Annotated in this window: 20 protein-coding genes; 4 read left to right on the top strand and 16 right to left on the bottom strand. The window is 43.0% G+C overall.

Annotated elements, in window-relative coordinates:
* Positions 1-66: 66 nt before the first annotated feature.
* Positions 67-1,020 (bottom strand): thioredoxin-disulfide reductase, encoded by a 954-nt coding sequence (trxB, locus tag EXT47_RS09340; protein WP_017217521.1) that lies wholly within the window; start codon positions 1,018-1,020, stop codon positions 67-69.
* 286 nt (positions 1,021-1,306) lie between these two features.
* Between trxB and pssA the strand changes: the two genes are divergently transcribed.
* On the top strand, positions 1,307-2,632 hold the full coding sequence (gene pssA / locus EXT47_RS09335) for a CDP-diacylglycerol--serine O-phosphatidyltransferase (protein WP_045988084.1): 1,326 nt from the start codon (positions 1,307-1,309) through the stop codon (positions 2,630-2,632).
* 51 nt (positions 2,633-2,683) lie between these two features.
* Here pssA and asnB read toward each other — a convergent pair whose 3' ends face one another.
* The 8 genes from asnB to EXT47_RS09295 all read right to left on the bottom strand — a co-directional run bounded on the left by asnB (position 2,684) and on the right by EXT47_RS09295 (position 11,599).
* Positions 2,684-4,354 carry an asparagine synthase B gene (gene asnB / locus EXT47_RS09330; RefSeq protein ID WP_130126459.1) on the bottom strand — a complete coding sequence of 557 codons (1,671 nt, stop codon included), beginning with the start codon at positions 4,352-4,354 and terminating at the stop codon, positions 2,684-2,686.
* A 188-nt stretch (positions 4,355-4,542) separates the two neighbouring features.
* Positions 4,543-5,205, bottom strand: coding sequence for a pyroglutamyl-peptidase I (pcp, locus tag EXT47_RS09325; RefSeq protein WP_010372450.1), 663 nt, complete (start codon positions 5,203-5,205; stop codon positions 4,543-4,545).
* A complete protein-coding gene (locus tag EXT47_RS09320; protein WP_039497708.1) occupies positions 5,205-6,215 on the bottom strand; it encodes a DUF979 domain-containing protein in 1,011 nt (336 codons plus the stop codon). The genes pcp and EXT47_RS09320 overlap by 1 nt, the downstream gene beginning before the upstream one ends.
* Positions 6,212-6,970, bottom strand: a complete 759-nt coding sequence (locus tag EXT47_RS09315) for a DUF969 domain-containing protein (protein ID WP_130126457.1) — start codon at positions 6,968-6,970, stop codon at positions 6,212-6,214. Before EXT47_RS09315 ends, EXT47_RS09320 begins: the two co-directional genes overlap by 4 nt.
* Entirely contained in the window at positions 6,963-7,901 is a 939-nt protein-coding gene (locus tag EXT47_RS09310) for a biotin-dependent carboxyltransferase family protein (protein WP_039497712.1), read from the bottom strand. The genes EXT47_RS09315 and EXT47_RS09310 overlap by 8 nt, the downstream gene beginning before the upstream one ends.
* Entirely contained in the window at positions 7,895-8,545 is a 651-nt protein-coding gene (gene pxpB / locus EXT47_RS09305) for a 5-oxoprolinase subunit PxpB (RefSeq protein WP_130126455.1), read from the bottom strand. The genes EXT47_RS09310 and pxpB overlap by 7 nt, the downstream gene beginning before the upstream one ends.
* A 142-nt stretch (positions 8,546-8,687) precedes the next feature.
* On the bottom strand, positions 8,688-10,202 hold the full coding sequence (locus EXT47_RS09300) for a leucyl aminopeptidase (RefSeq protein WP_130126453.1): 1,515 nt from the start codon (positions 10,200-10,202) through the stop codon (positions 8,688-8,690).
* Positions 10,203-10,288: 86 nt separating this feature from the next.
* The gene (locus EXT47_RS09295; RefSeq protein WP_039497721.1) at positions 10,289-11,599 is read right to left on the bottom strand and encodes an MFS transporter; all 1,311 of its coding nucleotides are present in this window, start codon (positions 11,597-11,599) and stop codon (positions 10,289-10,291) included.
* A 219-nt stretch (positions 11,600-11,818) separates the two neighbouring features.
* Here EXT47_RS09295 and msrA point away from each other — a divergent pair, with 219 nt between their 5' ends.
* Positions 11,819-13,072: a peptide-methionine (S)-S-oxide reductase MsrA gene (msrA, locus tag EXT47_RS09290; RefSeq protein ID WP_039497723.1), complete on the top strand. Its 1,254-nt coding sequence runs from the start codon at positions 11,819-11,821 to the stop codon at positions 13,070-13,072.
* Positions 13,073-13,333: 261 nt separating this feature from the next.
* Positions 13,334-14,290 carry an MBL fold metallo-hydrolase gene (locus EXT47_RS09285; protein ID WP_130126452.1) on the top strand — a complete coding sequence of 319 codons (957 nt, stop codon included), beginning with the start codon at positions 13,334-13,336 and terminating at the stop codon, positions 14,288-14,290.
* 321 nt (positions 14,291-14,611) lie between these two features.
* Here EXT47_RS09285 and EXT47_RS09275 read toward each other — a convergent pair whose 3' ends face one another.
* Positions 14,612-15,220 carry a hypothetical protein gene (locus EXT47_RS09275; RefSeq protein ID WP_039497726.1) on the bottom strand — a complete coding sequence of 203 codons (609 nt, stop codon included), beginning with the start codon at positions 15,218-15,220 and terminating at the stop codon, positions 14,612-14,614.
* 161 nt (positions 15,221-15,381) lie between these two features.
* On the opposite strand from EXT47_RS09275, the gene EXT47_RS09270 reads away from it, so the two are divergent.
* Positions 15,382-16,686: a hemolysin family protein gene (locus EXT47_RS09270; RefSeq protein ID WP_010372478.1), complete on the top strand. Its 1,305-nt coding sequence runs from the start codon at positions 15,382-15,384 to the stop codon at positions 16,684-16,686.
* On the opposite strand, the gene EXT47_RS09265 is transcribed toward EXT47_RS09270, so the two are convergent.
* From EXT47_RS09265 to EXT47_RS09240, 6 genes are all read right to left on the bottom strand, one after another.
* Positions 16,681-17,472, bottom strand: coding sequence for a thioesterase II family protein (locus tag EXT47_RS09265; protein WP_039497727.1), 792 nt, complete (start codon positions 17,470-17,472; stop codon positions 16,681-16,683). The genes EXT47_RS09270 and EXT47_RS09265 overlap by 6 nt on opposite strands.
* Positions 17,469-18,842, bottom strand: a complete 1,374-nt coding sequence (locus tag EXT47_RS09260) for an MATE family efflux transporter (RefSeq protein WP_240701603.1) — start codon at positions 18,840-18,842, stop codon at positions 17,469-17,471. The genes EXT47_RS09265 and EXT47_RS09260 overlap by 4 nt, the downstream gene beginning before the upstream one ends.
* 4 nt (positions 18,843-18,846) lie before the next feature.
* Positions 18,847-19,764 carry a sterol desaturase family protein gene (locus EXT47_RS09255; protein ID WP_223193617.1) on the bottom strand — a complete coding sequence of 306 codons (918 nt, stop codon included), beginning with the start codon at positions 19,762-19,764 and terminating at the stop codon, positions 18,847-18,849.
* A gap of 31 nt (positions 19,765-19,795) precedes the next feature.
* Positions 19,796-21,460, bottom strand: coding sequence for an NAD(P)/FAD-dependent oxidoreductase (locus EXT47_RS09250; RefSeq protein WP_130126448.1), 1,665 nt, complete (start codon positions 21,458-21,460; stop codon positions 19,796-19,798).
* A gap of 70 nt (positions 21,461-21,530) precedes the next feature.
* Positions 21,531-22,067, bottom strand: a complete 537-nt coding sequence (gene fldB / locus EXT47_RS09245; RefSeq protein WP_130126446.1) for a flavodoxin FldB — start codon at positions 22,065-22,067, stop codon at positions 21,531-21,533.
* 24 nt (positions 22,068-22,091) lie between these two features.
* Positions 22,092-23,747, bottom strand: a complete 1,656-nt coding sequence (locus EXT47_RS09240; protein WP_130126444.1) for an NAD(P)/FAD-dependent oxidoreductase — start codon at positions 23,745-23,747, stop codon at positions 22,092-22,094.
* Positions 23,748-23,756: the final 9 nt, after the last annotated feature.

Genomic DNA, 23,756 nt, shown 5'->3' with positions numbered 1-23,756 from the left:
TTATTTCAATATAGCAAATTAAGGCAAGGAGGGAAGAGGGTCAGTCAAGGCCGACCCATTTATCTATTATTTTTGGCTATCTAAGAAGCGCTCTGCGTCTAGTGCTGCCATACAGCCTGTACCTGCAGAAGTAATTGCTTGACGGTAAATGTGGTCAGACACATCACCTGCTGCAAATACACCTTCAACACTGGTCTGTGTTGCGTTACCATTTAGGCCCGACTGTACCACCAAATAACCATCTTTCATCTCTAGCTGGCCCTCAAACATATCTGTGTTTGGTTTGTGACCAATCGCGATGAAAACGCCAGCAAGATCAAGTTGCTCTGTCGCTTCGGAATCAGTATCTTTGATACGAATACCAGTAACACCCATATCATCACCTAGCACTTCATCAAGTGTGCGATTTAGGTGTAACACAACATTACCGTTCGCTGCTTTATCCATTAGGCGATCGGCAAGAATTTTCTCACTGCGGAAAGAATCGCGGCGGTGAATAACATGTACTTCTTCAGCGATGTTTGATAGGTAAAGTGCTTCTTCAACCGCGGTATTACCACCGCCAACAACCGCAACCTTTTGACCACGATAGAAAAATCCATCACAAGTCGCGCATGCAGATACACCACGGCCTTGGAACGCTGTTTCAGATTCAAGACCAAGGTATTTAGCAGATGCGCCTGTTGCGATGATTAACGCATCACAAGTATAAGTACCTTGATCGCCAGTGAGTGTGAAAGGGCGCTTCGTCACGTCAACTTTGTTGATGTGATCGAAAATGATTTCAGTTTCAAAGCGCTCTGCATGCTCTTTCATACGGTCCATAAGTGCTGGACCCGTTAAACCATGTGCATCACCAGGCCAGTTCTCGACTTCAGTTGTTGTAGTCAGCTGACCACCTTGCTGCATACCTGTGATTAATACTGGGTTTAAATTTGCTCGTGCTGCGTATACCGCGGCAGTGTAGCCTGCAGGACCCGAACCTAAAATCAACAGTTTGCAGTGTTTTGCATCGCTCATGTAATTTTCCTAACTAAATTCTAAAAAATGCTATTAAGCAAAAGTTTGTTCGATTCTATGTAATTCAATAGGGAAGTAAATAAAAAACCGTAATCCGATTTGGTATAAATTGGCAAGTTGTCAAAAAATTTGTACTGTTTTGTTTTAAATCGACTACAGATTGAGCAATCTTGTTCTGGACTAGCAAAAAACAGCAGTATTTCATGACCTCAGGTTTTTTTTTTGATATGTTTTAGAGAATTTTGTTTTGCTATCAAGAGTTGATAGCCTAATTGAAAAGGTACATATGGCATTTTGGCAGAATACCCCAGGCTTTGGGTTAAGTGCACAAGATTGTGAGGTGTTAACTGATGCTAAGCAATATCATCAGACGCTTTTACAACTGATCTCACAGGCAAAAACGCGTATTTATATCACCGCACTTTATCTTCAAGATGATGAGGCAGGTCGTGAGATATTGCACGCATTGCACGAGGCTGCACAGCAAAATCCAGACTTAACGGTAAAAGTGTTGGTTGATTTTCACCGTGCGCAACGTGGCCTCATTGGTGCTGAAAAGTCAGAAGGCAACGCCAAGCTATATTGTGATTTAAAAGAGCAGCTAGGCACTCAAGTTGAAGTGTATGGTGTGCCGGTAAAAGCAAAAGAGCTTTTTGGTGTGTTGCATTTAAAAGGCTTTGTTATTGACGACATCCTGCTTTATAGCGGTGCTAGTTTAAATAATGTCTATTTGCATCAAGATGAAAAATACCGCCTAGACCGCTATTTTGTGATTAAACAAGCACAGCTCGCGGATAGCTTTTGCCACTTTACCGATCATGTGCTGATAGCGTCTGACGCAGTACCTAGACTCGACATCCGCCCATTACCTACTTTACTCGACATTCGTACTGAGCAAAAACAGCTGATGAAACAGTTGAAAAAGGCCAGTTATGATATTTCCAAGGCGAACAGTCGGGAAGGTCTAACGGTTCGTCCATTTTTAGGTTTTGGTCGTAGAACTAATAAGCTAAACCGTCTTATTAAGGCGCTTTTCGATACCACAGAACAAGAGTTAGTACTTTACACTCCTTACTTCAATTTTCCGGCTCCTCTACTGCGCTCGCTACGTCGTTTACTGAAAACAGGTAAAAAGGTGACAATAGTGGTGGGGGATAAAACGGCAAATGATTTCTATATCAGTCCAGAGCAGCCATTTAGCCGAATTGGTGCGCTTCCTTATTTGTACGAAACCATTTTGTATAAATTTATCAAGTCGCAACGCCGCTTCATAACTGCCGGATTGCTGGATGTGTATCTGTGGCAAGATGGCAATAACTCGTTTCACTTGAAGGGAGTGAGCAAAGATGGCGATACGCATTTAATGAGTGGTCATAACCTCAACCCAAGGGCGTGGGGGTTAGATATTGAAAATGGCATTCTAATAGAAGATCCCGACAAAGTATTGTTGCCTCAAATTGAGTTAGAAAAGCAAGAGATCTTAAAACATTGCCGTCGCATCGAAAGCCACGATGATCTTGAGACACTAGCGGATTATCCAGCACCGGTGAAAAAACTCCTTGGTCAGGCCAAGCGTGTGAAAGTCGACTTTATCATCAAGCGTTTTATTTAACGCAAGAACTGATAATTTTAAAAAAGGGACGAGCGTCCCTTTTTTACTTTCTTATTTTTGATTATACGCTTCGTTGTGTGAGCTCGCTGCGCGACCTGATGGATCGGCATTGCGCTGGAAAGACTCGTCCCAAGCAAGCGCTTCAGGCGTTGAACACGCCACAGACTTGCCGTGAGGAACACACTTAGCTGCCGCTTCTCCTGGGAAATGTGACTCAAAAATGGTGCGATAATAATAGGCTTCTTTGCTATCAGGTGTATTGATTGGATAGCGGTAGTGAGCGTTTTCAAGATCCGAGTCGCTCACTTGCTGACTAACATACTCTTTTAGTGAATCGATCCAGCTATAGCCTACGCCATCAGAAAATTGCTCTTTTTGGCGCCACAATACGTCATCGGGTAAATAGCCATCAAACGCCTCACGGATAATGTGTTTTTCGATACGGCCATCTTTACACATTTTGTAGTCCGGGTTAGTACGCATGGCAATATCGACAAATTCTTTATCTAAGAAAGGAACACGTGCTTCAACCCCCCAAGCTGCCATCGACTTATTTGCACGTAAGCAATCAAACATATGCAGTTTTGAGACCTTTCGGTTTAGCTCGTTGTGAAACTCCTCAGCATTTGGTGCTTTGTGGAAATACAAATAGCCGCCAAATAGTTCATCGGCCCCTTCACCCGATAACACCATTTTAATGCCCATTGCTTTAATGTAGCGTGCCATAAGGTACATAGGAGTAGAAGCGCGAATGGTTGTGACATCGTAGGTCTCTAGGTGATAGACCACTTCTTTAAGGGCATCAATCCCTTGTTGCACGGTAAAGTGAATGGGATGATGAACTGTGCCGATTTTATCCGCTACTTTTTGTGCTGCAGCGAGATCGGGTGAACCTTCCAAGCCAATGGAAAATGAGTGAAGTTTTGGCCACCAAGCATCGGAAGCATCATCATCTTCGATACGCTTTGCAGCAAACTTTTGTGTGATAGCGGAAATCACAGAAGAGTCGAGACCACCAGACAGCAACACGCCATATGGCACATCGCACATCAATTGGCGTTTTACTGCGGCTTCTAGCCCATTTTTAACCGCTTCGGGGCTGGCCTCATTGTCCTTTACTGCACTAAATGCTTGCCAGTCGCGTTGGTAATACTCTCTTGGACCACCTTCTTTTGAATACCAATAATGGCCGGGAGGAAACTCTTCAATTTGTGTACAAATAGGTGTGAGCGCCTTCATTTCGCTGGCGACATAGAGGTTACCGCTTTGATCACGGCCAGTATAAAGTGGAATGATACCGATATGATCACGACCAATTAAAAAGGCATCTTCCGTTTCATCGTACAAACAAAATGCAAAAATTCCATTGAGAGCATCTAAAAACTCAGGGCCTTTTTGCTTGTATAGCGCCAAGATCACTTCACAGTCAGACTCTGTTTGAAATTCAAATGGAACGGTCAGTGCTTTTGCAAGCTCTTTATGATTATAAATTTCACCATTTACCGCCAAAATATGTGTTTTTTCAGGGTTAAATAATGGTTGTGCGCCGCTAGAAACGCCAACAATTGCCAAACGCTCATGAACTAGGATGGCTTTTTCACTTGAATATACCCCTGACCAGTCGGGGCCACGGTGTCTTAATTTTTTTGACATTTCGATCGCTTGCTCACGAAGTGCAAGGGGATCGGTCTTGATGTCAAGTACGCCGAAAATTGAACACATATTTCCTCATTCCTATTGATGTGTTGATAATATCAACAAATTATTATTGCTCACGGAAGCATAGCTACCATGAGATAGTTTAAGTTCTACCAAAAATAATTTGATAAGTCACACAATGAAATAGAGAAAATGTGAATTTTTTGTGATGTGCAATGGTGCAATTCTGCACCATTTTGGGGCATTACTTATTAGTGTGTCGTTCCAGCGACAAGTTTAATATCTTGCTTTTGTGTAATAGCACTGGTTAATAGGATTTTTATTCCTTTAACTAGGGTGTCAATGTCCATACTGGGCGCACCAGGGTGGTGCGCCGCTTGGGAGGGCAAGTATGGAATATGTACAAAGCCACCACGGCACGCTAAGTCATGTGTACTAAGATAGTGCAGTAATCCATACATCACATGGTTGCACACGTAAGTGCCCGCAGTATTAGAAATACTTGCAGGAACTCCCGCTTGAAGCGCACTACTTAGCATACTTTTTATTGGTAAAGAGGCAAAGTAAGCATCGGGTCCGTGTGTAACGACTGGTGTATCTATCGGCTGGTTTCCTGCGTTGTCGGCTATTCTGGCATCGTTAACGTTAATCGCGATACGTTCGATGGAGATATCACAGCGTCCACCAGCCTGGCCTAAACAGATCACGATGCTTGGGTGATACTTATCTATCGCTTGTGTTAAAGACTCAATACTTTTGTCAAATTCACAAGGTAACTCTTTTGTGTGGATCAGGTGACCTTCAATGGTCTCACCTTCTAATAGCTGAGCTAATTGCCATGAAGGGTTGATGGACTCACCACCAAATGGGGTGAACCCAGTCACGAGGACACAAGGTTTACTGTAACTGGACATTAAAAAACGACTCCGTACATAAGAAAAATATTAATCACCAATAACGTTATAGCGGTTGGTATTTGCACTTTAATGACTTGGTACTTATCTTTTAAATCTAACAGTGCCGCCGGCACTATGTTGAAGTTAGCAGCCATCGGCGTCATCAGTGTTCCACAATAACCCGAATACATGCCAATTGCGACGAGCGGTGCAGGATCAGCGCCATGCCCCTGGATCAAAAATGGCAGCGCAATACCCGCCGTCATTACCGGAAATGCGGCAAAAGCATTGCCCATAATCATGGTAAAGAGTGCCATGCCCACACAGTACAGTACAACGAGCATAAAACGGTTATCTGGCGAAATAAATAATGTCACTAAGTCTTGAATTGCGGTGCCTGTGTTGGCGACGATAAATACGCCGCCAAGCATTGCAAGCATCTGTGGCAATATTGCTGCCCAGCCTATTGAGTCGACCAAGCGACGAGACTCAGAAAGTGCTTGTAGTGGACTGCCTTTGGTTATTTTCCAGCTCACCAGTAATGCGATGGTGCAAGCGAGTGTCAGTGCTGAAAGCGTCACGTGATCCTGATCGAATAGATAAAAGTCGCCGAGCTGGATCTCACTTAAGATGATAGTACAGATCACGGTAACTATTGGAATAAGTACAGCAGGAACAAACAATTTATTACCAAACCGATTTGCGTCTTCTGTTTTGGCTCGTTCGCACGGCATGTCGTAATTTCCCATGGAAACCATATTCATACCTGCAAGCAGTGCGATGATCACCACGTTGATGCCAATCCATAAATATGTATTTCGCTCACCAATCAATGCGATAGAAGCATCGCCAAAGATAAAAACAGAGCCAAATAAAAACCAAAATAGTGCCGTAGTGAGACGCTTAGGATGGGCCTTATCTTGTAGCGTTTTTACCACCAGAAACATCACGATAAAACCAATCAATAAATAGATGTTGTCAATTGAAAGTAGGCTAGATTGCGCGTCAGAAGTGTTCATTAAGCTCATAATGACTCCTCCTTAAGCGCTGAATTTGTGTTGCTAGGTGTTTGCTCTTCTTCGCTTTGTTGCTGCTGACAGCGCGCAATTTCTGCCCGGATTCTTGCTTCAAATCGCGCTAAACGGAAGAGGTGAACAATGAGCGCGGCAATTGCAGTTGGTATTGCCCAAAGTCCGATATGTAGCGGTTCAATCTCGGCAATGCCGTTTTCTTTTAGAAATGCATCCATCAGTAGTACAGCACCAAAGGCGATAAAAATATCCTCGCCAAAGAACACGGCGATGTTATCGCAGGCCGCAGCATGTGCGCCTATCATGTCTTTTACATCTTGTGGCAGGTCGCCGTATTGGTTTGCCGCAGCGCCTATCGCCATCGGAGCGAGCAGTGGTCTAACGGTTTGCGCTTGGCCCGCTAAATTGATTAACCCCAGCGCAGCGGAGCACTCACGGACCACAAAATACATACTTAAAATTCGAGAAGTGGTCGCCCCTTTTATGCCCGCAACCCAAGCTTTAGCGCGTTGCTGTAAACCGTAACGCTCTAAAATTGCAATCACGGGTAAGATAAGTAAAAAGCTCGCAAGCTGGCGAGAGTTCATAAACTTTTCGCCAAAGGTGGCAATTAAGTCGACAAAGTCTATTCCAACGGCAAAACCAGTAACTAGACCTGCCGAGGTGACAACCAATAAGGGATTAAACCTCAGAGCAAAGCCAATAACAATCACGGCAATGCCCGAAAGGGGAAGGAGATTTAGCTCAGTCATTTTGTTGTTCTTTATTTTTAAGCGCTAACCTTAGCTGATTGAGATGCGCTTGTACTCGGTGAGACTCCTTTGCTGCATCTATAAGGGATGTTGATTTTAAATGAATACAATCACCCGCGCCCAATTGGCTCAAGTGGCGCATATCGGCTTGAATGATGGTACCAATAATTGGATAACCGCCTGTGGTTTGGCAGTCATTCAATAGGATAATGGGCTCGCCACTGGGGGGCAGCTGAATAACGCCTGGGTGGACGGCTTGGGTTGCAATATTATGTGTATGTATTAGGCTGCTATGGCCACTTAGGCGAATGCCCATACGATTACTGCTGGGGTTTACTTTCCAAATGGTGTCGTTTAATACACTCAGTGTCTGTTTGGAAATTAACTCGAGATGCGGGCCTGGGATAAAGTGAATGAGTTTTTCATAACCGGGCTGTAGACCACCAACGGCGCTTTTGGCAGTGCTTGGCGTGTAGCTTAGTTTGTCCCCTTGTTTAAGAGCTCGGCCGCTTACTCCTCCAAAGCCTGCCATGAGATCGGTTGAATAACTCCCAAGCAGCTTGTCTATGTTGGTAAATCCACCTTCAACCACCAAATAAGCGCGTAAACCATCGCGATTTTGTTTAAATGTCAGCTTATCTCCAGCTTTAGCACTGTAGCGCCAGCAAGGGTATATCGCTTCATCGTTTAAAGCTGCATTGAGATCTGCCCCCGCGATAACAAAGTTAGTGGGGGCGTGGAAGTGAAACTCGCATAAGCCAATGGTCACTTCAATAGCTGCACTATCGTCGTCATTTGACAAGAGTGTATTTGCAAGTTTAAGCGCAACAGGGTCGATGACACCTGCTTGACTTACTCCTAAGTGGCGAAGTCCTTGACGGCCAATGTCTTGAATAGTTGAAAGTGGCCCAGGTTTAATAACTTCTAGCATGATTTCTCCACAAAACGCACGATATCTCCTGGTTGTAGCAAGCTTGCTGACGCAGAATTTGGGTCAAATAGCGTAGTATTGGTTTGTCCAAGTAAATGCCAGCCACCGGGAGATTGGCTCGGGTAAATTGCACTGTAACTGTCTGCGATGGCAATGCTGCCTTTGGGGACCTTGGTAATTGGTGTGGATTTTCGGGGTAATTGAAGTGCGGTTGGTAACCCTGATAAGTAAGCAAAACCGGGTAAGAAGCCAATAAATTGTACTTGATAATCAACGCTTGAGTGCAGCTCGATAAGCTGTTTTGGTGTCAGTTGTAATTCGTCCGCTATGCGTTCAAAATCCTGTCCGAATTCTTTGCCATAAAACACCTCAATATGATGGTGTGTTGGCTTTACCTCTGCTACTTCTAGGTCTTGCCAATGTGCTTGGATTTTGTGTTGCCACGCATCGGCTTTACGGGGGTCTTTTAGATAGGCAGTAACGGAAGACTTAGCAGGCACCACATCAATAAAATCACCGCTATTATCAAGCCATTTCTTGAGGGCGAACAATTGTTGATTAATTGGACTTTTGCTATCAGGCAAACATGTTGCATTTACAACAATTGCTTGCTCACCTAATAGATAACAACTCACATCGGACATAGGCAATAACAGTTGGTTGCTTTGGTAAACGTTATAATTCTTATAACACACCTCGCAATTGAAACGAAGTTATTGCTATCAGTTGCCGTTTTGTTGCAGTTACAAAAAAGCCGTGCTTAAACACGGCTTAAAATCTGAGGATTTATTTAGCAGTTAATAGCCATTGACTTAGAAGGCGAACGCCATAGCCTGTACCACCAGTTGGTACTTCGTCTTTGGCTGAGCTTGAAAGTGCGTTACCGGCAATATCGATATGAACCCAACGGGTGTCACCAGCAAATTGTTGCAGGAAAGTCGCAGCAGTTGTTGCACCAGGACCACCTGAACCTACGTTTTGGAAATCGGCGATGTCTGATTTTAGCTTGTCTTTATAGCCAAGCGGTAGACGCCATACGTTTTCGTTCACAACTTTACCTGCGTTGGTAAATTCTGTAATTAAGCTATCATCTTCAGAGAAAATTGCTGAATACTCGTTACCAACAGCACCAATTTTAGAGCCTGTTAATGTCGCAACGTCAATCATGATCTCAGGGCTATAATGTTTACGTGCATACCACATCGCATCAGACAGCACCAAACGGCCTTCAGCATCTGTGTTGACAACTTCTACGCTAATGCCTTCTGCGGTGCGCAGTACATCCCCCGGTGCGATTGAATACTGAGACACCATATTTGCTGCCATCCCCATCACAGCGACCACGTTTACGTCTGCTTTGCTCAGTGCCATTGCTTTTACTGTACCAAGCACGGCAGCCGCGCCCGCCATGTCAGATTTCATGCGTGCAATCGAAGCGCCGGTTTTGATGCTATAACCACCAGAATCAAACGTAATACCTTTACCGATCAGAGCAATCGGTGTCTCGCTGTTGCCTTTATAGTGTGCTACAACTAAACGAGAGCCGTGCTCACTACCACGGCCAACGCCCTCAAGTGCGCCCATGCCAAGCTCTTTAAGTTCAGCTGGTGCTAATACTTTTACTTCAACGCCATATTGTTCAAGTTCCTTTGCTGCTTTTGCAAAGTCTACTGGGGTCATTTCTGTTGCGACTTCAGAGGTCAAGTCACGCGCTAAAAACACGCCAGCTTGAATGTGTTGTAGTGCTTTATACTGAGCCTGTGTTGCTTGCTTATCGGCAACGTCGAAGTGATAGCTTACGTTAAAAGTGTTTGGTTCTTTTTTATATACTTCGAAGGTGTGGTCACGAAGGTTTGCACCGTGTGCAAATTGTGCTGCTAGTTCTGCATTTGAGAGCGCTCCCTCAACGTCTTCGAATGCAACTGCAACACTCTCCAGCTTTTTACCTTCAAATTTAGCGTGTAAGTTACCGCCAAGTTTGGTCATTTTGCTCGCATTGAGTGCGCCTGTTTCACCTAAACCAACAATGAAGATACGCTTATAATCAGAGTCTACTGGCGCTAATACTTCAACTGTTTTGCCATATGCTCCTTTAAAGTCTTCAGCAGCAATTGCGCGCTCCAATTGTTTGCGAGTGTCTTTATCAAGGAACTTTAGGTTACTTTGGCTTTCACCAGCTTGAAAAATTACCAGTGCATCAGCGTCTGCAAGCTTGGTATTGAACTCAAAGTCAGCGGCATTTGCAGAAGTCATGCTGGCAACCGCCAGCGCTAAAGCAGAAAAACGCGTAGTCAATGACATAATCTTATCCTCAGATAACTAAAATTGCGGCGTTTTTACCTTAATCAGAGAAATTTAGACACAATTTGTCGGTGAAGTAACAGGTTTTACCGTTCAGTGACATTAGGTAAGCGGCTTGTCAGCACAATGCCTAATATCGTGATCATAATGTAGAGTGCAAGTAACACTGTAATTGAAAATGCCGAGGCAATGACACCAAGTGCACTTGTTAATAAAAGCACAATACCGATAATTGTGTTACTGAGCGTGACGTAACTGGTGCGTTTGTTTCCTTCAGCCATATCGACCACGTAGGTTTTGCGGCCCACGCGCACGCCTTGATGGGCGATAGCAATAACAAAATAGCAAAGTGGAATGAACCAGATTCTTTCTAGCAGTGAAGAATAAAATAAAGAAGTTGCCAGTAGTATTGCAGTGATAGCAACGGTGATTGTAGCGCCATACATCATCACGCGTTTACTTGATTGGTCGGCAAGACGGCCCCAAAAAGCCCCACTGACTAAACTGGCAAGCCCAGACACCGCTAACAAAGCTGCCAACACCCATGCTCCGTTGCCGATATTCTGCTGCGCCAGCACGGTGAAATAGGGCGGAATAAGCGCGGAACTTAACAAAAGCCCACGCGCAAAAATAAATTTTTTCAGTGTTGGGTCTGTTTTTAACAGCGCGAAATCTTGCTTTATTTTGTCTAATCCGTTTTCACCGCCTTCGGTGGCGCCTCCATATTCTTTGATTTGTGAGAACGTTAGCGCACCAATCAACCAAAAGGTTGCAGCTAGTACCAGTGTGATCACAAAATTGAGGTTGTTTACTTGAGTGGCAGCGATAAAAAGCCCAACACCAAATGTAACGGTTATGAGTCCACTTATAGAGGCGGCTTGGCCGCTAAGCTGGCCGCGCTTTTGTTTAGGGATAGTTTTACCTATGACATCTTTTGACGACACGGAACTTAAGCTGCGGGCGATGCTAAAAATCGCCAGTAATCCAAGTACCAACCAAGCGTATAATTGATTTTCAGTTTGTTGCCATGCAAGTAGCGCCATAAGCAGTACACAAATAGCTTGAGTGAGTGCGCCGAGAGACCAAAGGTGCTTTCGTTTAGCATGCTTACGCACCCATTGACCAATAAACAATTGTGGGATCAGTGAACCAGACTCGCGAATGGGGACTAGAGCCGATATCAAATAAGCAGGAGCACCGAGTGATTGCATCAGCCAAGGTAGCGTGATCTTTGGGTTGAGTAGGGCATCTCCCAATTTACTAAATAGTTGACTCAATAAAATAAGCACGTAGTTACCGGGAACTTCTTTACACGCCTTATCGTCAATTGCCTTACAGGCACGCGCTTCGTCATCATTGGTTAGCTTTTGATAGAGATTCTCACTTATTTTACTCACACCTATTCCTTTATTTTGCAGTTTTGCAGACAGTACTACTTCACTATCATGAACGACTTTAGATGAAATGATAATTAACCTTAGACGGTCTCATTTAATACGCAGTAAATCATATTAAGTTCAATAAGTATGAAGTGATAATCATACTTAGTTGTGACGTACAGCATTGAGAGGGTAGTGATGAGAACATTACAGGTAGCCGCATCGATAGGATTTAGCATGATGTTAGGTGTAGGCGTATCGGCACTCGCGGGGACAGATATGCCCAAGCCTAAAGTTGATGGTGCAAGTAACCATATTAAAACGTTAGTGTTAGGCTCCGGTTGTTTCTGGGGTCCCGAAAAACGCTACGAGAAAATGACGGGCGTGATAGATGCTGAGTCTGGCTATGCCGACGGTAAAGGGTTTAAGCCAAGTTATAGAGAAATTATTAAATCGAGCCGACGCTTTGATGAAGACAACTATGCGGAAGTGGTAAAGGTAACTTACAACGCAAATCTTATCACCACCGATGCGCTGCTAAAGTACTACTTTGAAAGTCATGATCCAACCCAAAAAAACCGTCAGGGTAATGACGTTGGAACGCAGTATCGCTCGATCATTCTATACACAGATGAGCAGCAAAGTGACAAGGCCCACACATTAAAAGCGCAGTATCAACATTTATTATCTGAGCAAGGCTATGGCGACATTCAAACCAAGATCAAGCCACTTAGAAAATTCTATCCAGCGGAAGAGTATCATCAAAACTACTTAACCAAGAACCCTAAGGGATACTGCCCAGATCACAGCACGGGAGTGACCTTTGAAAAGGTGGCGAAAGATAAAGCTGATAACACTATGCTAGCCCAAGGTAAGCATATTGTGATTGTTGATGCTAAAAGCTATTGCCCTTATTGTGAAAAGCTAAAAAAAGAGGTGTTAAACGACTATCAAGGTGATATCCCACTTCATTTTCGCTATGCAGATCAACTCGAGGGGCTAATGATAAAAACCGCGACTTGGGCGACGCCAACGATCTTATTTATTGAAAATGGTGTTGAGTCCCTTGGCTTTCAAGGTTTTATGGCGAGAGAAGAGTTTTATAAGGCACTCGGTGCTTTTAAGCTGGGTCGTTCAGAAGCTTTTGACATTGCCTTTCAAAAAGGCACAGAAAGACCATTTTGCAAGCAGTATGATATCTTTAAAAACACACCAGATGGCGTATTTATCGATAAATTAAGCGGCAAGATTCTTTTTGACACCCGAGATAGATTTAACTCAGGCACTGGGTGGCTGTCGTTTACTCACCCAGTAAAAGACAGCGTGACCTATCACAAAGATTTAAGCCACGGAATGGTAAGAACCGAAATACGCTCAAAAAGCAGCGGCATTCATTTAGGCCATGTATTTAAAAATGAAGGGCCAAAGGGTCAAGACCGCTATTGTATCAATGCCCAAGTGCTTGAGTTTAAAGCGAGAGAGGCGCTTTAGGTATTACTCCTAAAGTCACTTTTTGCTAAGGAGGCAGACATAAACCAAAGTCGAAGTTACTTTTGTGTATTAAGAGAACAGATTTACTTGTTAACTTTTCAAAGTGGTGCTTTGGTTGCTTCCTCCTAAAATTCGATCTGCCGTTCATGTGGCCATTTATACTAATTTGGCTCTAGACTAATATGGTAACAGGTTGATTTTTATTAAATATCCAGTTAGCTTCGGCAATACTTATATATAAAATACGCAAAAGGAATTCTTATGCACCGTATACATATTCTGTGTCTAATTTGTTTGTGGTGGTTCATTACGTCACTGACAGCGGCTGCCAATGAAACTCCTCACCAAGTCAAAGCACTCAAAATCACTACGCTGTCGACCATGCTTGCGGATAGTGGCATTGGCGAGTGGGGATATGCAGCACTAGTTGAAGTGGACGGCCGAAAAATTCTTTTTGATACTGGTAATCGGCCGCAAACAGTACTGCAAAATGCGCGAGACTTGCGGATCGATTTGTCTGATGTAGAAGATGTAATTTTAAGCCATAATCATGGCGACCACACCGGTGGACTAGAAACATTAAGGACCGAGCTGAGTAAAAAGAATGCAAAAGCGATGTCTCGCGTTCATGTTGGTCACGGTATTTTCGCAAAACGTGCAGGTAGAGAAAACCGCATGCACACGATGAAGCTCGCGCTTGAAAAACAAGGTGTGATTTTCAAACAATACAGTGAGGCGCAAGAAATTTACCCAGGTGTTTGGTTAACAGGCAATGTTGAGCGCGTTCACCCCGAACATAACTGGAGTGGAAATAGCAAAATTGAAGGTAAGCACGGCTATATAGAAGATAACATTCCAGAAGATATGTCACTGGTGATAAATACCAAAGATGGCTTTGTATTAATAGCTGGTTGCGGGCACGCGGGTATCATCAACACGATGGAACACACAGTAAAAACGATCCACCCCGCAGATATTACGACGGCGATAGGCGGATTCCATTTAATGAATGCGGATGATAAACACTTGGCATGGACAGCAGGTAAATTACAGCAGTTTGGCTTAAAGAATATGATGGGTGCACATTGTACCGGTATTAACTCGCTATACGTGCTGCGTGAATTGATGAAGTCAAACCGTAAGCAAATGGTGGTGGGCTCTGTGGGGGACAGCTTTACTTTAAGTGAGGGCGTAAAGGCTGGCTATATCGCCCGTTGAGCCATTTGGATTTATTCCGCTATTTGGCTTTTTCAGCTACTGGCGTTGGTGATTTTGGTTATCACTTTCGTTAAACATAGGAAAGTTAAGTACACGGACAAGTGAAGCGAATTTAGTCCAATCAGTAATGTAATCACTGACATTGCGGGATTACACCGACAGAGATAGATGAGCTTGACCTGAATTATTATCATGGAAATATCTTTCAGAGTGGTTTTTTATCGCACTACATTTTTGTACTTTGTCAAAGATATTGATGATTTAGTTAGGGTATTCAGCGAAAAGATAATGTGAAGGCTGAATTTAGCCTTCGTAAAGTGTTTAGTGTAGGCACCTTTTTTCACCCATGCATAATATTGCAATGACAGGGACTGCTAATAAGAAAATAGCGCCTTCTGCGATATCTCTTAGTGGTGTCGTAATCGCTGCTGATGCCTTTTCTGAAAAACTTTGTGCAACGCTAAAGTGGATTACGAGTGGGTGCTCAAATTGTTTGAAGTGATCAAAGTTCAGGTCCCGATTATCATATCTATCACCAACAAGTTTGACAGAAACACGACCAGACTTAAAACCATAGTCTTGGGCTTTTGCTTCTATCTCGTTCGGTGTATTAGGACTTAATAGAATATCAACCTTTCCTTCTACGCTTCGCATTGAACTGATGTGAAAGTCATTTCTTTCAAGAGAGATAAATGCTAAAAGCGGGCTATCGAGTAGCTTGGCTAAGGTGGGATCAGTACGCAGTATGTAATGATGCTCTTTTCCAACAAAGATGACATGTTTACCGTCTTCAGTTTTTAAAAAGGTCGAGATTTCATCTTGATAAGACGTGGTTTTAGTGATCTCATGATAGGTTGAACATGCCGTTGAAAAGCAGAACAATATCGTTGTGAGTAGAGCTAATTTGAGGGTGTGTATCAGTTTTGTCATTTTCCTTCCTTGACGTACTTTTTTATTCGTCGCGAACAGTACGATAATCGGTACGAGATTGGCAACAAAAATTTAATTATTTGACGCGAATTACATTGCTAAAGTCATAAAATAGGCGTATACATCGCGTCGAATTCTCGCTTTCTTTTTTAGGTGTATCTGTGGACTTTTTTTGGGTGTTGTTACTCATTAGCTTGAGTGCAGTTTTCGCGCTGTGTGAAATATCATTGGCAGCGGCACGCAAAGTTAAATTACAAACCTTATTTGACCTTGGTGATGTTAGAGCCAAGAAAGTATTGTATTTGCAGGCCAATGCGCATCAGTTTTTTGCTGCGGTACAGGTGGTACTCAATGCCTTGGCAATTGTTGCGGGTATGATAGGCGAGTCGGTGTTTACCCCTTATGTATTGCAACTACTAAACTGGGTTGCAAGTTTTATGTTTGCCGATGTTGCGGCACATGCCTCGATGTTATTGCAAATATCCACTGTGGTGTCGTTTTTACTGATCACATCGTTATTTGTATTGTTTGCTGATCTATTGCCAAAACGAATAGCCATGGTTATCCCTGAAACTATCGCGATGCGATTTATCCATCTAATGCTCGCCAGTGTATGGATTTTTAAGCCTATTATCTGGCTATTTAACGTGTTCGCTGATTGGATAATAAAGCTATTCAATTTACCAAATGAACGTGACGAACAGGTAACCCGTGATGATATTTATGCGGTGGTTGATCAAAGTGCTGAGCAGGGTGAGCTGTGCGAGCATGAGTACAATATCATTGGCAATGTGCTCGACCTTAACCAGACTAATATTACCCAAGCGATGATCAATCGCGATGCAATCGTGTGGTTAGACATTCAAGAATCAGAAGAAAACCTGAGCACGTTAATTCAAGCGCACAGTTTTCAACAATATTTGCTGTGTGACGGCTCGCTCGACAAAGTGATAGCTGCACCTGAAGCCAAACAACTGCTTAGTAATATTTTGGCTAAAAAGCCGTTATTGGATGGTCAACAACAAGAATTTCATAAGCCGGTCATTTTACTAGATACACTAAGTCTTTCTGACGCGCTAGATGGGCTGAAAAGTCATGAAAGCAACTGTGCGGTGGTGATCAATGAATTCTCAACAGTGGTTGGGATGGTAACGTTATCCAGTATCTTGAATTTAATTGCACTGAAAGACGACCAAGCAATAGAAGCCCAATTTCGGCAAAAGGATAACACCCGATGGCTAGTACAGGGTGATATGTCGATTAAGGACTTTCAAGCTTCGGTGATTGAGTACGAGTTTGAACCGATTGAAGCCATAGAAACCTTAGCCGGTTTTGTGATCCACAGGCTAAAGCATTTTCCTGCCGAAGGAGAGTCGTTAGAAGTTGATGGCTTTAAGTTTAAAGTCATAGAAATTCAAGGATTAGCCATTAGGCAAATTGAAGTAACTAAAGAGCCCCAACTATAAGGGGCTCAGTGTTTCTAACACCGCGTTAATTTCTTTTAGCACCAAAGCCGAGGAATCCTGCATAAAAAAGTGCCGACCAGGTATCGCTTTAGGCGTGATACCTTGTGTAAAGCAACTTTCCCAATGGTGCATATCCGTCCCCGTAGCTGCTTTATCCCGTGTACCATATAACACGGTTGCAGGCACGTCGAGTTTACAAGCCGAGTCGTATTGATAGGTCTCTCCCAGCTTAAAGTCCGCTTTTAACGTTGGCAGCATCAGTTGTTGCAGTTCGATATCATTGAGCAAAGCCGGTGGTAAACCGCCCATTAAATTTACCGCCGCAATGAACTTCTTATCGTCAAGAGTATGGTAGGGGGATTTTCTTATCGCATATTGTGGTGCCTTCCTTGCTGCAATAAACAGGTGTTTAACGATATTGCAGCTGCTATGTTGAAGTGCTAAGGCAAGCTCATACGCAATATAAGCGCCATTGCTATGACCGTAAAAAACGCTGGGTAATGGCGTTGCTTTGCTCAAAATAGATGCTATTGCTGCGACCAAGGTATGAATATTATCAATGGCAGCTTCATGACTTCGCTCCTTTCTCCCGGGTGCTTGGAGAGCATATAAAGCGACATCTTCAGGCAGTTTTCCTGCCCAGTTTTGATAAACAGCTGCATCTGCGCCAGCAAAAGGAAAGCAAATGAGTTGTTTGCGAATGGTGTTAGGCTTATTGAGTAAGGAAAACCATTTGGAAGTAGAAAGCTGGTGGTTTATGCGCTCTTCTATTTTATTGGTAATCACGATACCTCCTTCACGGAGTAATCGGTAGCACTTATTTTGCTAGCAATGAGCCCTAAATGATTTCTAGCTAAATACAAGCTTAAAGCAGCTTGAATAAGCACAGTTATCACAGACAGATGCCATAGTAACTCTACGGAAACTCGTTGTGTAAGTACGAGCCAGATAACAGGTAAAACAAAAGTGAATAGTCTGGAAGCATTGCTTATAAGAGAGGGGAAAGTATTACCTGTAGCCTGAAATATTCCCGAGCAACTATAAACGATACCAGTGGCGATGAAGTTAAATGCAACAATCTCCAAAAAGTACTGCGTTTGATCGATGACATTTGCATCATTTGAGAAAGGAGTGGCAAGCAGGGAGCCGCAGTTTATTGCGATAACAGACATGAGCAACATAATGATTGAAACACAGCACATTACCCAAAAAAAAGCATATTTAAATCGTGCTAAGTTATTTGCACCGAAGTTTTGCCCTGCAACTGCAGGAAGCGAAAAGACAACAGCCATCATGGGTAGAGAAAGTCCTTGAATTATCTTTGAACCGATACTGAGTGCTGCTTGGACATCCATTGTGAGATCTTTGATTGCCCAAAACGTCAGTGAAATGTAGCAAAAGGTTAGCGTTAACTCGAGCCCAACGGGTCCGCCTATAACGAGTAGTTTTTTGATGGTAGAACGATCAATTTTCCATGCTTTTAGATCAATTCTTAGATAACCATCTGCTTTTCTGAAATATAAAAGGGTAACGACAATAGCTAATATCATGGAAATTGAACTTGCAAGTCCAGCCCCCGAGATCCCCATGGAAGGGATGAAACCCCAACCGGTTATAAGTAAAGGGGATAGCAAGATATTGAGAAAGAGAGATCCGAGCTGAGCAAACATCATAGGTTTAACTATTCCTATACCTCGCATCGCTGCTCCCAAAGTAATAAATAAAAATTGCATTGCGAGACAAGGAATAAACCACTTAGTGTAAATCATAGCCGCTTCTCGAACTGCCAAGTCTGTAGTGGTATGTTGAAGGTAAAATTGGATCACAAATAGCCCAAAAGATAGCACCACCAATCCTAATATGCAGGACAATAAAATCGCTTGATTGAAGATTGAGTTTGATTCAGCTTGGTTTTTCTTGCCCACGGAGTTCGCAATTAACGTAGCGGTTCCAACGTTTAAAATCTGGCTAATCGCAAAAATAAAAAAGAGTACATTGCCAACTAAGCTGAGAGCCGTCGTTTCTGCATCACCTAGCTGAGATACAAAATAGAGGTCGGTAAACATATAAAGTGTATGGACAAGCATACCGATAGCCAGTGGCAAGGCCATAGATATGATATGTTTTGGAATTGAGCCTTGAGTTAAATCTTTCACACTATCATCCAATATCATGGGTTGTTGATGGCACTTTTTTCGGCCTATTTGCCGTGCGTTTAGCAATATTGCTGTAATTTGGACGTTTGCCTTTTGAACTTATAAACCACTTAAAAGGGTGCAAAATACCAAGTCCAATGGCTGAAGGGGCAGGGAACAAATGTGGTTTAGTAACACCAATTTCCTGAGGTGAGCGCTCGGGGTGGTACTGGAAACTGTTAAAGGCTTTATCCCAAATGCTTAGTTCAGAGCCGTAGTTTCCAGCTTCTTGTAAGTTGGTGCTGTGGTGAAACCGGTGCAACTCGGGGGTTGCAATAAGATGATTTAGCCATCCCATTTTGACATTGATATTGGCGTGTATGAAGTACCCTTGCAATACCGTAAATTGACCGGCAATAAATACGCTTTCGGCAGAAAAGCCTAAGAGTAGAAAGATAAGTTGAATAGTAACTGCGCTTATAATTACTTCAAATAGATGTACAACAACATTATTACTTGTTGTGACCTTGTTCGGAGTATGGTGAATACCATGAAAGCTCCACAAAGATAGGTACTTGTGTTGCAATCTATGAAGCCAATATCCCGTAAATGAACTAACGAGAATTGCTAGTAACACATTTTGTGACAGTGTTAGTGCATTTTCTTGAGGTGCCAAATAAATGGAGATGGTGCGAATGATGCCCGCGCCAATCGCGCCATAAATCATCACTAAAATGAAATAACGTCCATCTCTTTGCCATTCCTTTTTGCTTGGATGCCAGCTATGTCGAAAAGGATTTATTCTTTCCATCACAACGAAGTAAAAAATAACGAATAAAACGGTGAAAAAAGTAGTGATACCAAGTTCAAGTTTTTCTGTAATCGCAAGTAAACTAATTGCACTAACTATTAAGAAAATGATTGGGTAGCAGAGTATACTCATAGCTTGAGTGACCCTATTTTTTGTCGCTAAGTTATGCATATTGCTCATTCTCTTTTGGTTGCGTTGCAGTGTTGGCATGGCTTAACAAGGGCGTGACTCGAAACCTTTTGCTATCTTGTAGACAAAGATATTGGGCTATATGTCTGCCGCTGGCCACGGCCTGAGCTACACCATTTGATGTTCCCCAGTGACCGGAAAAATAGAAATTATCTAAGTGAGGTAAAGTGGGCCCATGTCTGTTGATGTATTTTTCAAACTCTTCAGAGTAAGGAGAGAATGGGTCCCAACCTAATACTGTGCCATTGTAGTTTTTGGTATATCGTTCACAAGTAAGCGGTGTGACAACATCTATAAACTCAACGTTGTTCTCTAATTCCTCAAAGTGCTGAGAAAGAAATTGTAGTATCTTGGAGCCAACGTCTTTCTTGGCGACTTTATATTCTACAGAGCGTCTTCGACGGGTGTGACTATTTCGTCCAATACTGATATGTTCGGATTGAACACTGTTTGCGTTTAAATTTTGCCATGGTTGACTGTCAGTAAGGTAAGTAATGTAGAGCACTGACTTACCTTCAGGAGCCTGCTTTGGTAATAGAGTGCTTCTAACTTGTACAGCTATTCCGCCGTGGCTAATACCTATCAACTCTGATTTCAGTTTATCGTCTATTAGATAGGTTGAATAAGGATCATGATCAGTGTAATCCTTATTAACGGCAATAAATACGGCAACTAAGCTAGGAAAAATGATGCCCTTTGGATCGTTATGCAATTGGCTATACATTTTATCCATTACAGGGTGAGGGTAAGCACTCTTTAATAAGTGTTGTGTTGTGTTGTAACTATCGCTTGCGCTGATCACGTAATCTGCAAAGTGTTCTTGTCCGTTGCTTAGTCGTACCCCAATAGCTTTATTGTTTTCAACCAAAATTTGGTCGACTTTCGCTTTATAGTGGATTTTTCCACCTAGTTTTTCCACTCTGCTAGCCAACTTTTTAGCCAATCCTAATGAGCCGACATCCGGAACTCCTATCGTTTTATCAGCGGCATTAGCAATATTAAAAGCGAAGGGCATAACTGGAAAGTTCCCAAGTCTGTCATAAATTATCCAGTTAAGAGATTCAGCTAAAATAGGATTATTAAAGCGTTTTGAGTAGTCTTCTATACTGATAGACATTGTGTTCATCAATGTTTTCATGTAGGGAAGCAACTTCCACATCATTTTAGCTTTTTCCCACCATGTCATGAGTCCAGTATTTTTTAGAAATGGAAAGTGGGGACTACAACCAGCTAGTTTTCTAATATAGCCGCAAAACTCTTTAATATGCTTGGTATCTTCAGGAAATTGTTCGATTAAACTTAACTCGAGCTTATCGGGATCTGCGTGGAAGGTAACTTTTTGTCCATCTGGAAAAATTACGGTGTTGAATGTTTTAATATGGTAGATTGAAACGTCATCGAGGCAACCAAGTTCATTCCAAATTAATGACATCTCATCTTTGTGACCTGTACCTTTTAACCAACTCAAGCACCAATCAAAAGTAAAGTCCTTTCGCTGCCAAGAAGTACAGCATCCTCCGGGAGTTTCATGTAGCTCAAATATTGTCGTTTCGTAACCATTCATCTGGCTGTATGCTGCGGTGCTTAGACCTGACATGCCAGCTCCGATAATAATGACTGATTTTGTATTTTTTGACATTGTTATTCCTTGTCATATTCGGCGTGCATGTAATACAACTAAGCATCGCCGAATAGTTATCTTGATGGCCTTAAGCTGTTTCGCAGGTAAGTTCTTGAAGCACGGCTGCAATCTCTTGGCACCAGTCGTTGATGCGCTGCTCGGTGAGTTCTGGTTGGTTATCATCATCAAGCGACAAGCCGAGAAACTCACTGCCGTCTTCATTTAGCCCTTTAGACTTGGTGAAGTGATAACCTGAATTTGGCCAGTAACCAATTGCTGTGGCGCCTTGTTCGGTTAGTTTATCGTGTAAGATACCGATACCGTCTTGAAACCACTCGTCATAACCAACTTGATCGCCCTGACCGAAGATAGCCACGATTTTTCCGCTGAAATCCTGTTGTGCTAGGCTTTCCCAACGTGATTCCCAATCATCCTGTAAACCACCGTATTCCCACGTTGAAATACCAAAAATCAAAAATTCATAGTTCTCGGTTAAGGTTAATTCGGTGTCTGCTATATCAAAGAGATCGATGGTAAACTGGTTTAGGTGTGCTTTTATTAATTCTGCTGCGGCTTCAGTGTTACCTGTTGTGCTGCCATAAAATAGGCCAATACGAGTACTCATAATATTTCCTTTTAATTCTCTTGGTTAAGCAACATGCTGCTTTTGTTCGCTATAAGATTGAGGTTGGTGTAGTGGGTTTTCACCGATCCAAGCCTGAAACGGCTTGTCATCATCACGGCATACAAAGTGCAGAACATGTCTGCCTGTAGCTGCAGCGCGGATCAACCCGCCGGTTGTCACCCAGTGACCAGCCATATAAAAGTTACTAAGGCCGGGTAGTCCCGTTGTCCCGTTGGCATTTATTTCGTCTTCTAGACTTTCACCACTTTCCAAAAAAGGCTGCCACGCCAACACCGTTCCTTTGCTGTTGCGGGTATAGCGAACTTGGGTCAAAGGGGTTGCGATGTCGATATATTCGATATGCTCTTTTAGTCCCTCAAAATGAGTGGAGAGCTTATCGATTATAAATTCACCTAAGGTCTTTTTAGCGAGGCGATATTGAACGCTACGCTTGACCCTAGTGTGATGGCGTTTAGTCGCCGTTGTTTCTTGGAAATTATTTAATTCAGCCCATGGCTCATAAGTTGAGAAGTAAGTGATATAAAGCACGGATTTGCCCTCTGGGGCGATATGCGGGTAGTGTACATTGCGCACCTGCACATTGATCCCCGGGTGCGTCATACCAGGGCAGTGGACAAGATCTTGTTGGTCTAACAAGTGGGTGCGGCAATGGGGATGATGGGTATAGTCTTTGTTTACCCCCAAAAATACAGAGACGTATCCTGGGAACATTTGACCATCGGTCTCCCTTAACTCGTCGTATAGCTTGTCTAACACAGGGCTGGAATACTGGCCATCAAGCATGTTTTTTACCACATCCGTACCGTCACATGCTGAGATCACGATATCAGCATACATTTTTTGGCCGTCGCTGAGTTCAACACCGATGGCTTTGTTGTCTTCGACCAAGATCTTGTGTACTCGGGTGTTGTATATGATGTCACCCCCCAACTTTTTATATCTTGCTTCCATCGATTGTGCGAGACCTAACGAGCCACCTTCGGGCACACCTGCATTTTTTTTCGCCGCGCAGGCCAAATTAAAATAGAAAGGTAATAGCGGGAAACTGGGATGTTGCTCATAAAAGATAACGTTAAATGCCTTTTGCAGCAGCGGATGTGAAAACTTAGCGGCAAAGTCCGACATCAATGTCGCCATGGATTTGCGGATTAAATTAAATTTTTTGATGAACGGCCACATCATCTTTAGCTTTTGCCAGCGTGACATAATGCCAACTGGCACCAGAAAGGGATAAGCGTCTATCATTTTGACGAATTCACGAATGCCATCGCAAAATTGTGTGATGAGCTTTTTGTCTGCGGGAGAAATACTTAAGAGGTGGGCTTCGAGTTTATCTGGATCTGCGTAGAAATGTACTTCTCCTAATTCCTCATCAATAACTGAATTGAAGATTTCAAAGTCTCTAATTTCTTTATCATCCAGCGCACCTAACTCTTGCCAGATTTGATTCATGCCGTTGCCTGTGCCACTACCCAGTAGCCAGCTAATACACCAATCAAAAATATAATCTCTGCGTTCCCACGATGTGCAGCAGCCGCCGGGAATATCGTGCAGTTCTAAGATCACGCTCTTGTAGCCGTTCATTTGTGCATAGCTACCGGTTGAGAGTCCACCCATGCCGGCACCTATGATGATCATAGATTGTCTTTGTGTGGTCATAATTCTGTC

Source organism: Pseudoalteromonas sp. CO342X, from assembly GCF_004208915.1.
GTDB classification, from domain to species: Bacteria; Pseudomonadota; Gammaproteobacteria; order Enterobacterales; family Alteromonadaceae; genus Pseudoalteromonas; species Pseudoalteromonas maricaloris.
The sequence above is the reverse complement of the archived record's forward strand: the minus strand, read 5'-3'. Positions and strand labels throughout refer to the sequence as shown.

What these genes read in the sequence shown, in the direction of transcription:
- trxB (WP_017217521.1), bottom strand. Translation starts at nt 1,020, where the DNA reads ATGAGCGATGCAAAACACTGCAAACTGTTGATTTTAGGTTCGGGTCCT.
- pssA (WP_045988084.1), top strand. Translation starts at nt 1,307, where the DNA reads ATGGCATTTTGGCAGAATACCCCAGGCTTTGGGTTAAGTGCACAAGAT.
- asnB (WP_130126459.1), bottom strand. Translation starts at nt 4,354, where the DNA reads ATGTGTTCAATTTTCGGCGTACTTGACATCAAGACCGATCCCCTTGCA.
- pcp (WP_010372450.1), bottom strand. Translation starts at nt 5,205, where the DNA reads ATGTCCAGTTACAGTAAACCTTGTGTCCTCGTGACTGGGTTCACCCCA.
- EXT47_RS09320 (WP_039497708.1), bottom strand. Translation starts at nt 6,215, where the DNA reads ATGAGCTTAATGAACACTTCTGACGCGCAATCTAGCCTACTTTCAATT.
- EXT47_RS09315 (WP_130126457.1), bottom strand. Translation starts at nt 6,970, where the DNA reads ATGACTGAGCTAAATCTCCTTCCCCTTTCGGGCATTGCCGTGATTGTT.
- EXT47_RS09310 (WP_039497712.1), bottom strand. Translation starts at nt 7,901, where the DNA reads ATGCTAGAAGTTATTAAACCTGGGCCACTTTCAACTATTCAAGACATT.
- pxpB (WP_130126455.1), bottom strand. Translation starts at nt 8,545, where the DNA reads ATGTCCGATGTGAGTTGTTATCTATTAGGTGAGCAAGCAATTGTTGTA.
- EXT47_RS09300 (WP_130126453.1), bottom strand. Translation starts at nt 10,202, where the DNA reads ATGTCATTGACTACGCGTTTTTCTGCTTTAGCGCTGGCGGTTGCCAGC.
- msrA (WP_039497723.1), top strand. Translation starts at nt 11,819, where the DNA reads ATGATGTTAGGTGTAGGCGTATCGGCACTCGCGGGGACAGATATGCCC.
- EXT47_RS09285 (WP_130126452.1), top strand. Translation starts at nt 13,334, where the DNA reads ATGCACCGTATACATATTCTGTGTCTAATTTGTTTGTGGTGGTTCATT.
- EXT47_RS09275 (WP_039497726.1), bottom strand. Translation starts at nt 15,220, where the DNA reads ATGACAAAACTGATACACACCCTCAAATTAGCTCTACTCACAACGATA.
- EXT47_RS09255 (WP_223193617.1), bottom strand. Translation starts at nt 19,764, where the DNA reads ATGAGTATACTCTGCTACCCAATCATTTTCTTAATAGTTAGTGCAATT.
- EXT47_RS09250 (WP_130126448.1), bottom strand. Translation starts at nt 21,460, where the DNA reads ATGTCAAAAAATACAAAATCAGTCATTATTATCGGAGCTGGCATGTCA.
- fldB (WP_130126446.1), bottom strand. Translation starts at nt 22,067, where the DNA reads ATGAGTACTCGTATTGGCCTATTTTATGGCAGCACAACAGGTAACACT.
- EXT47_RS09240 (WP_130126444.1), bottom strand. Translation starts at nt 23,747, where the DNA reads ATGACCACACAAAGACAATCTATGATCATCATAGGTGCCGGCATGGGT.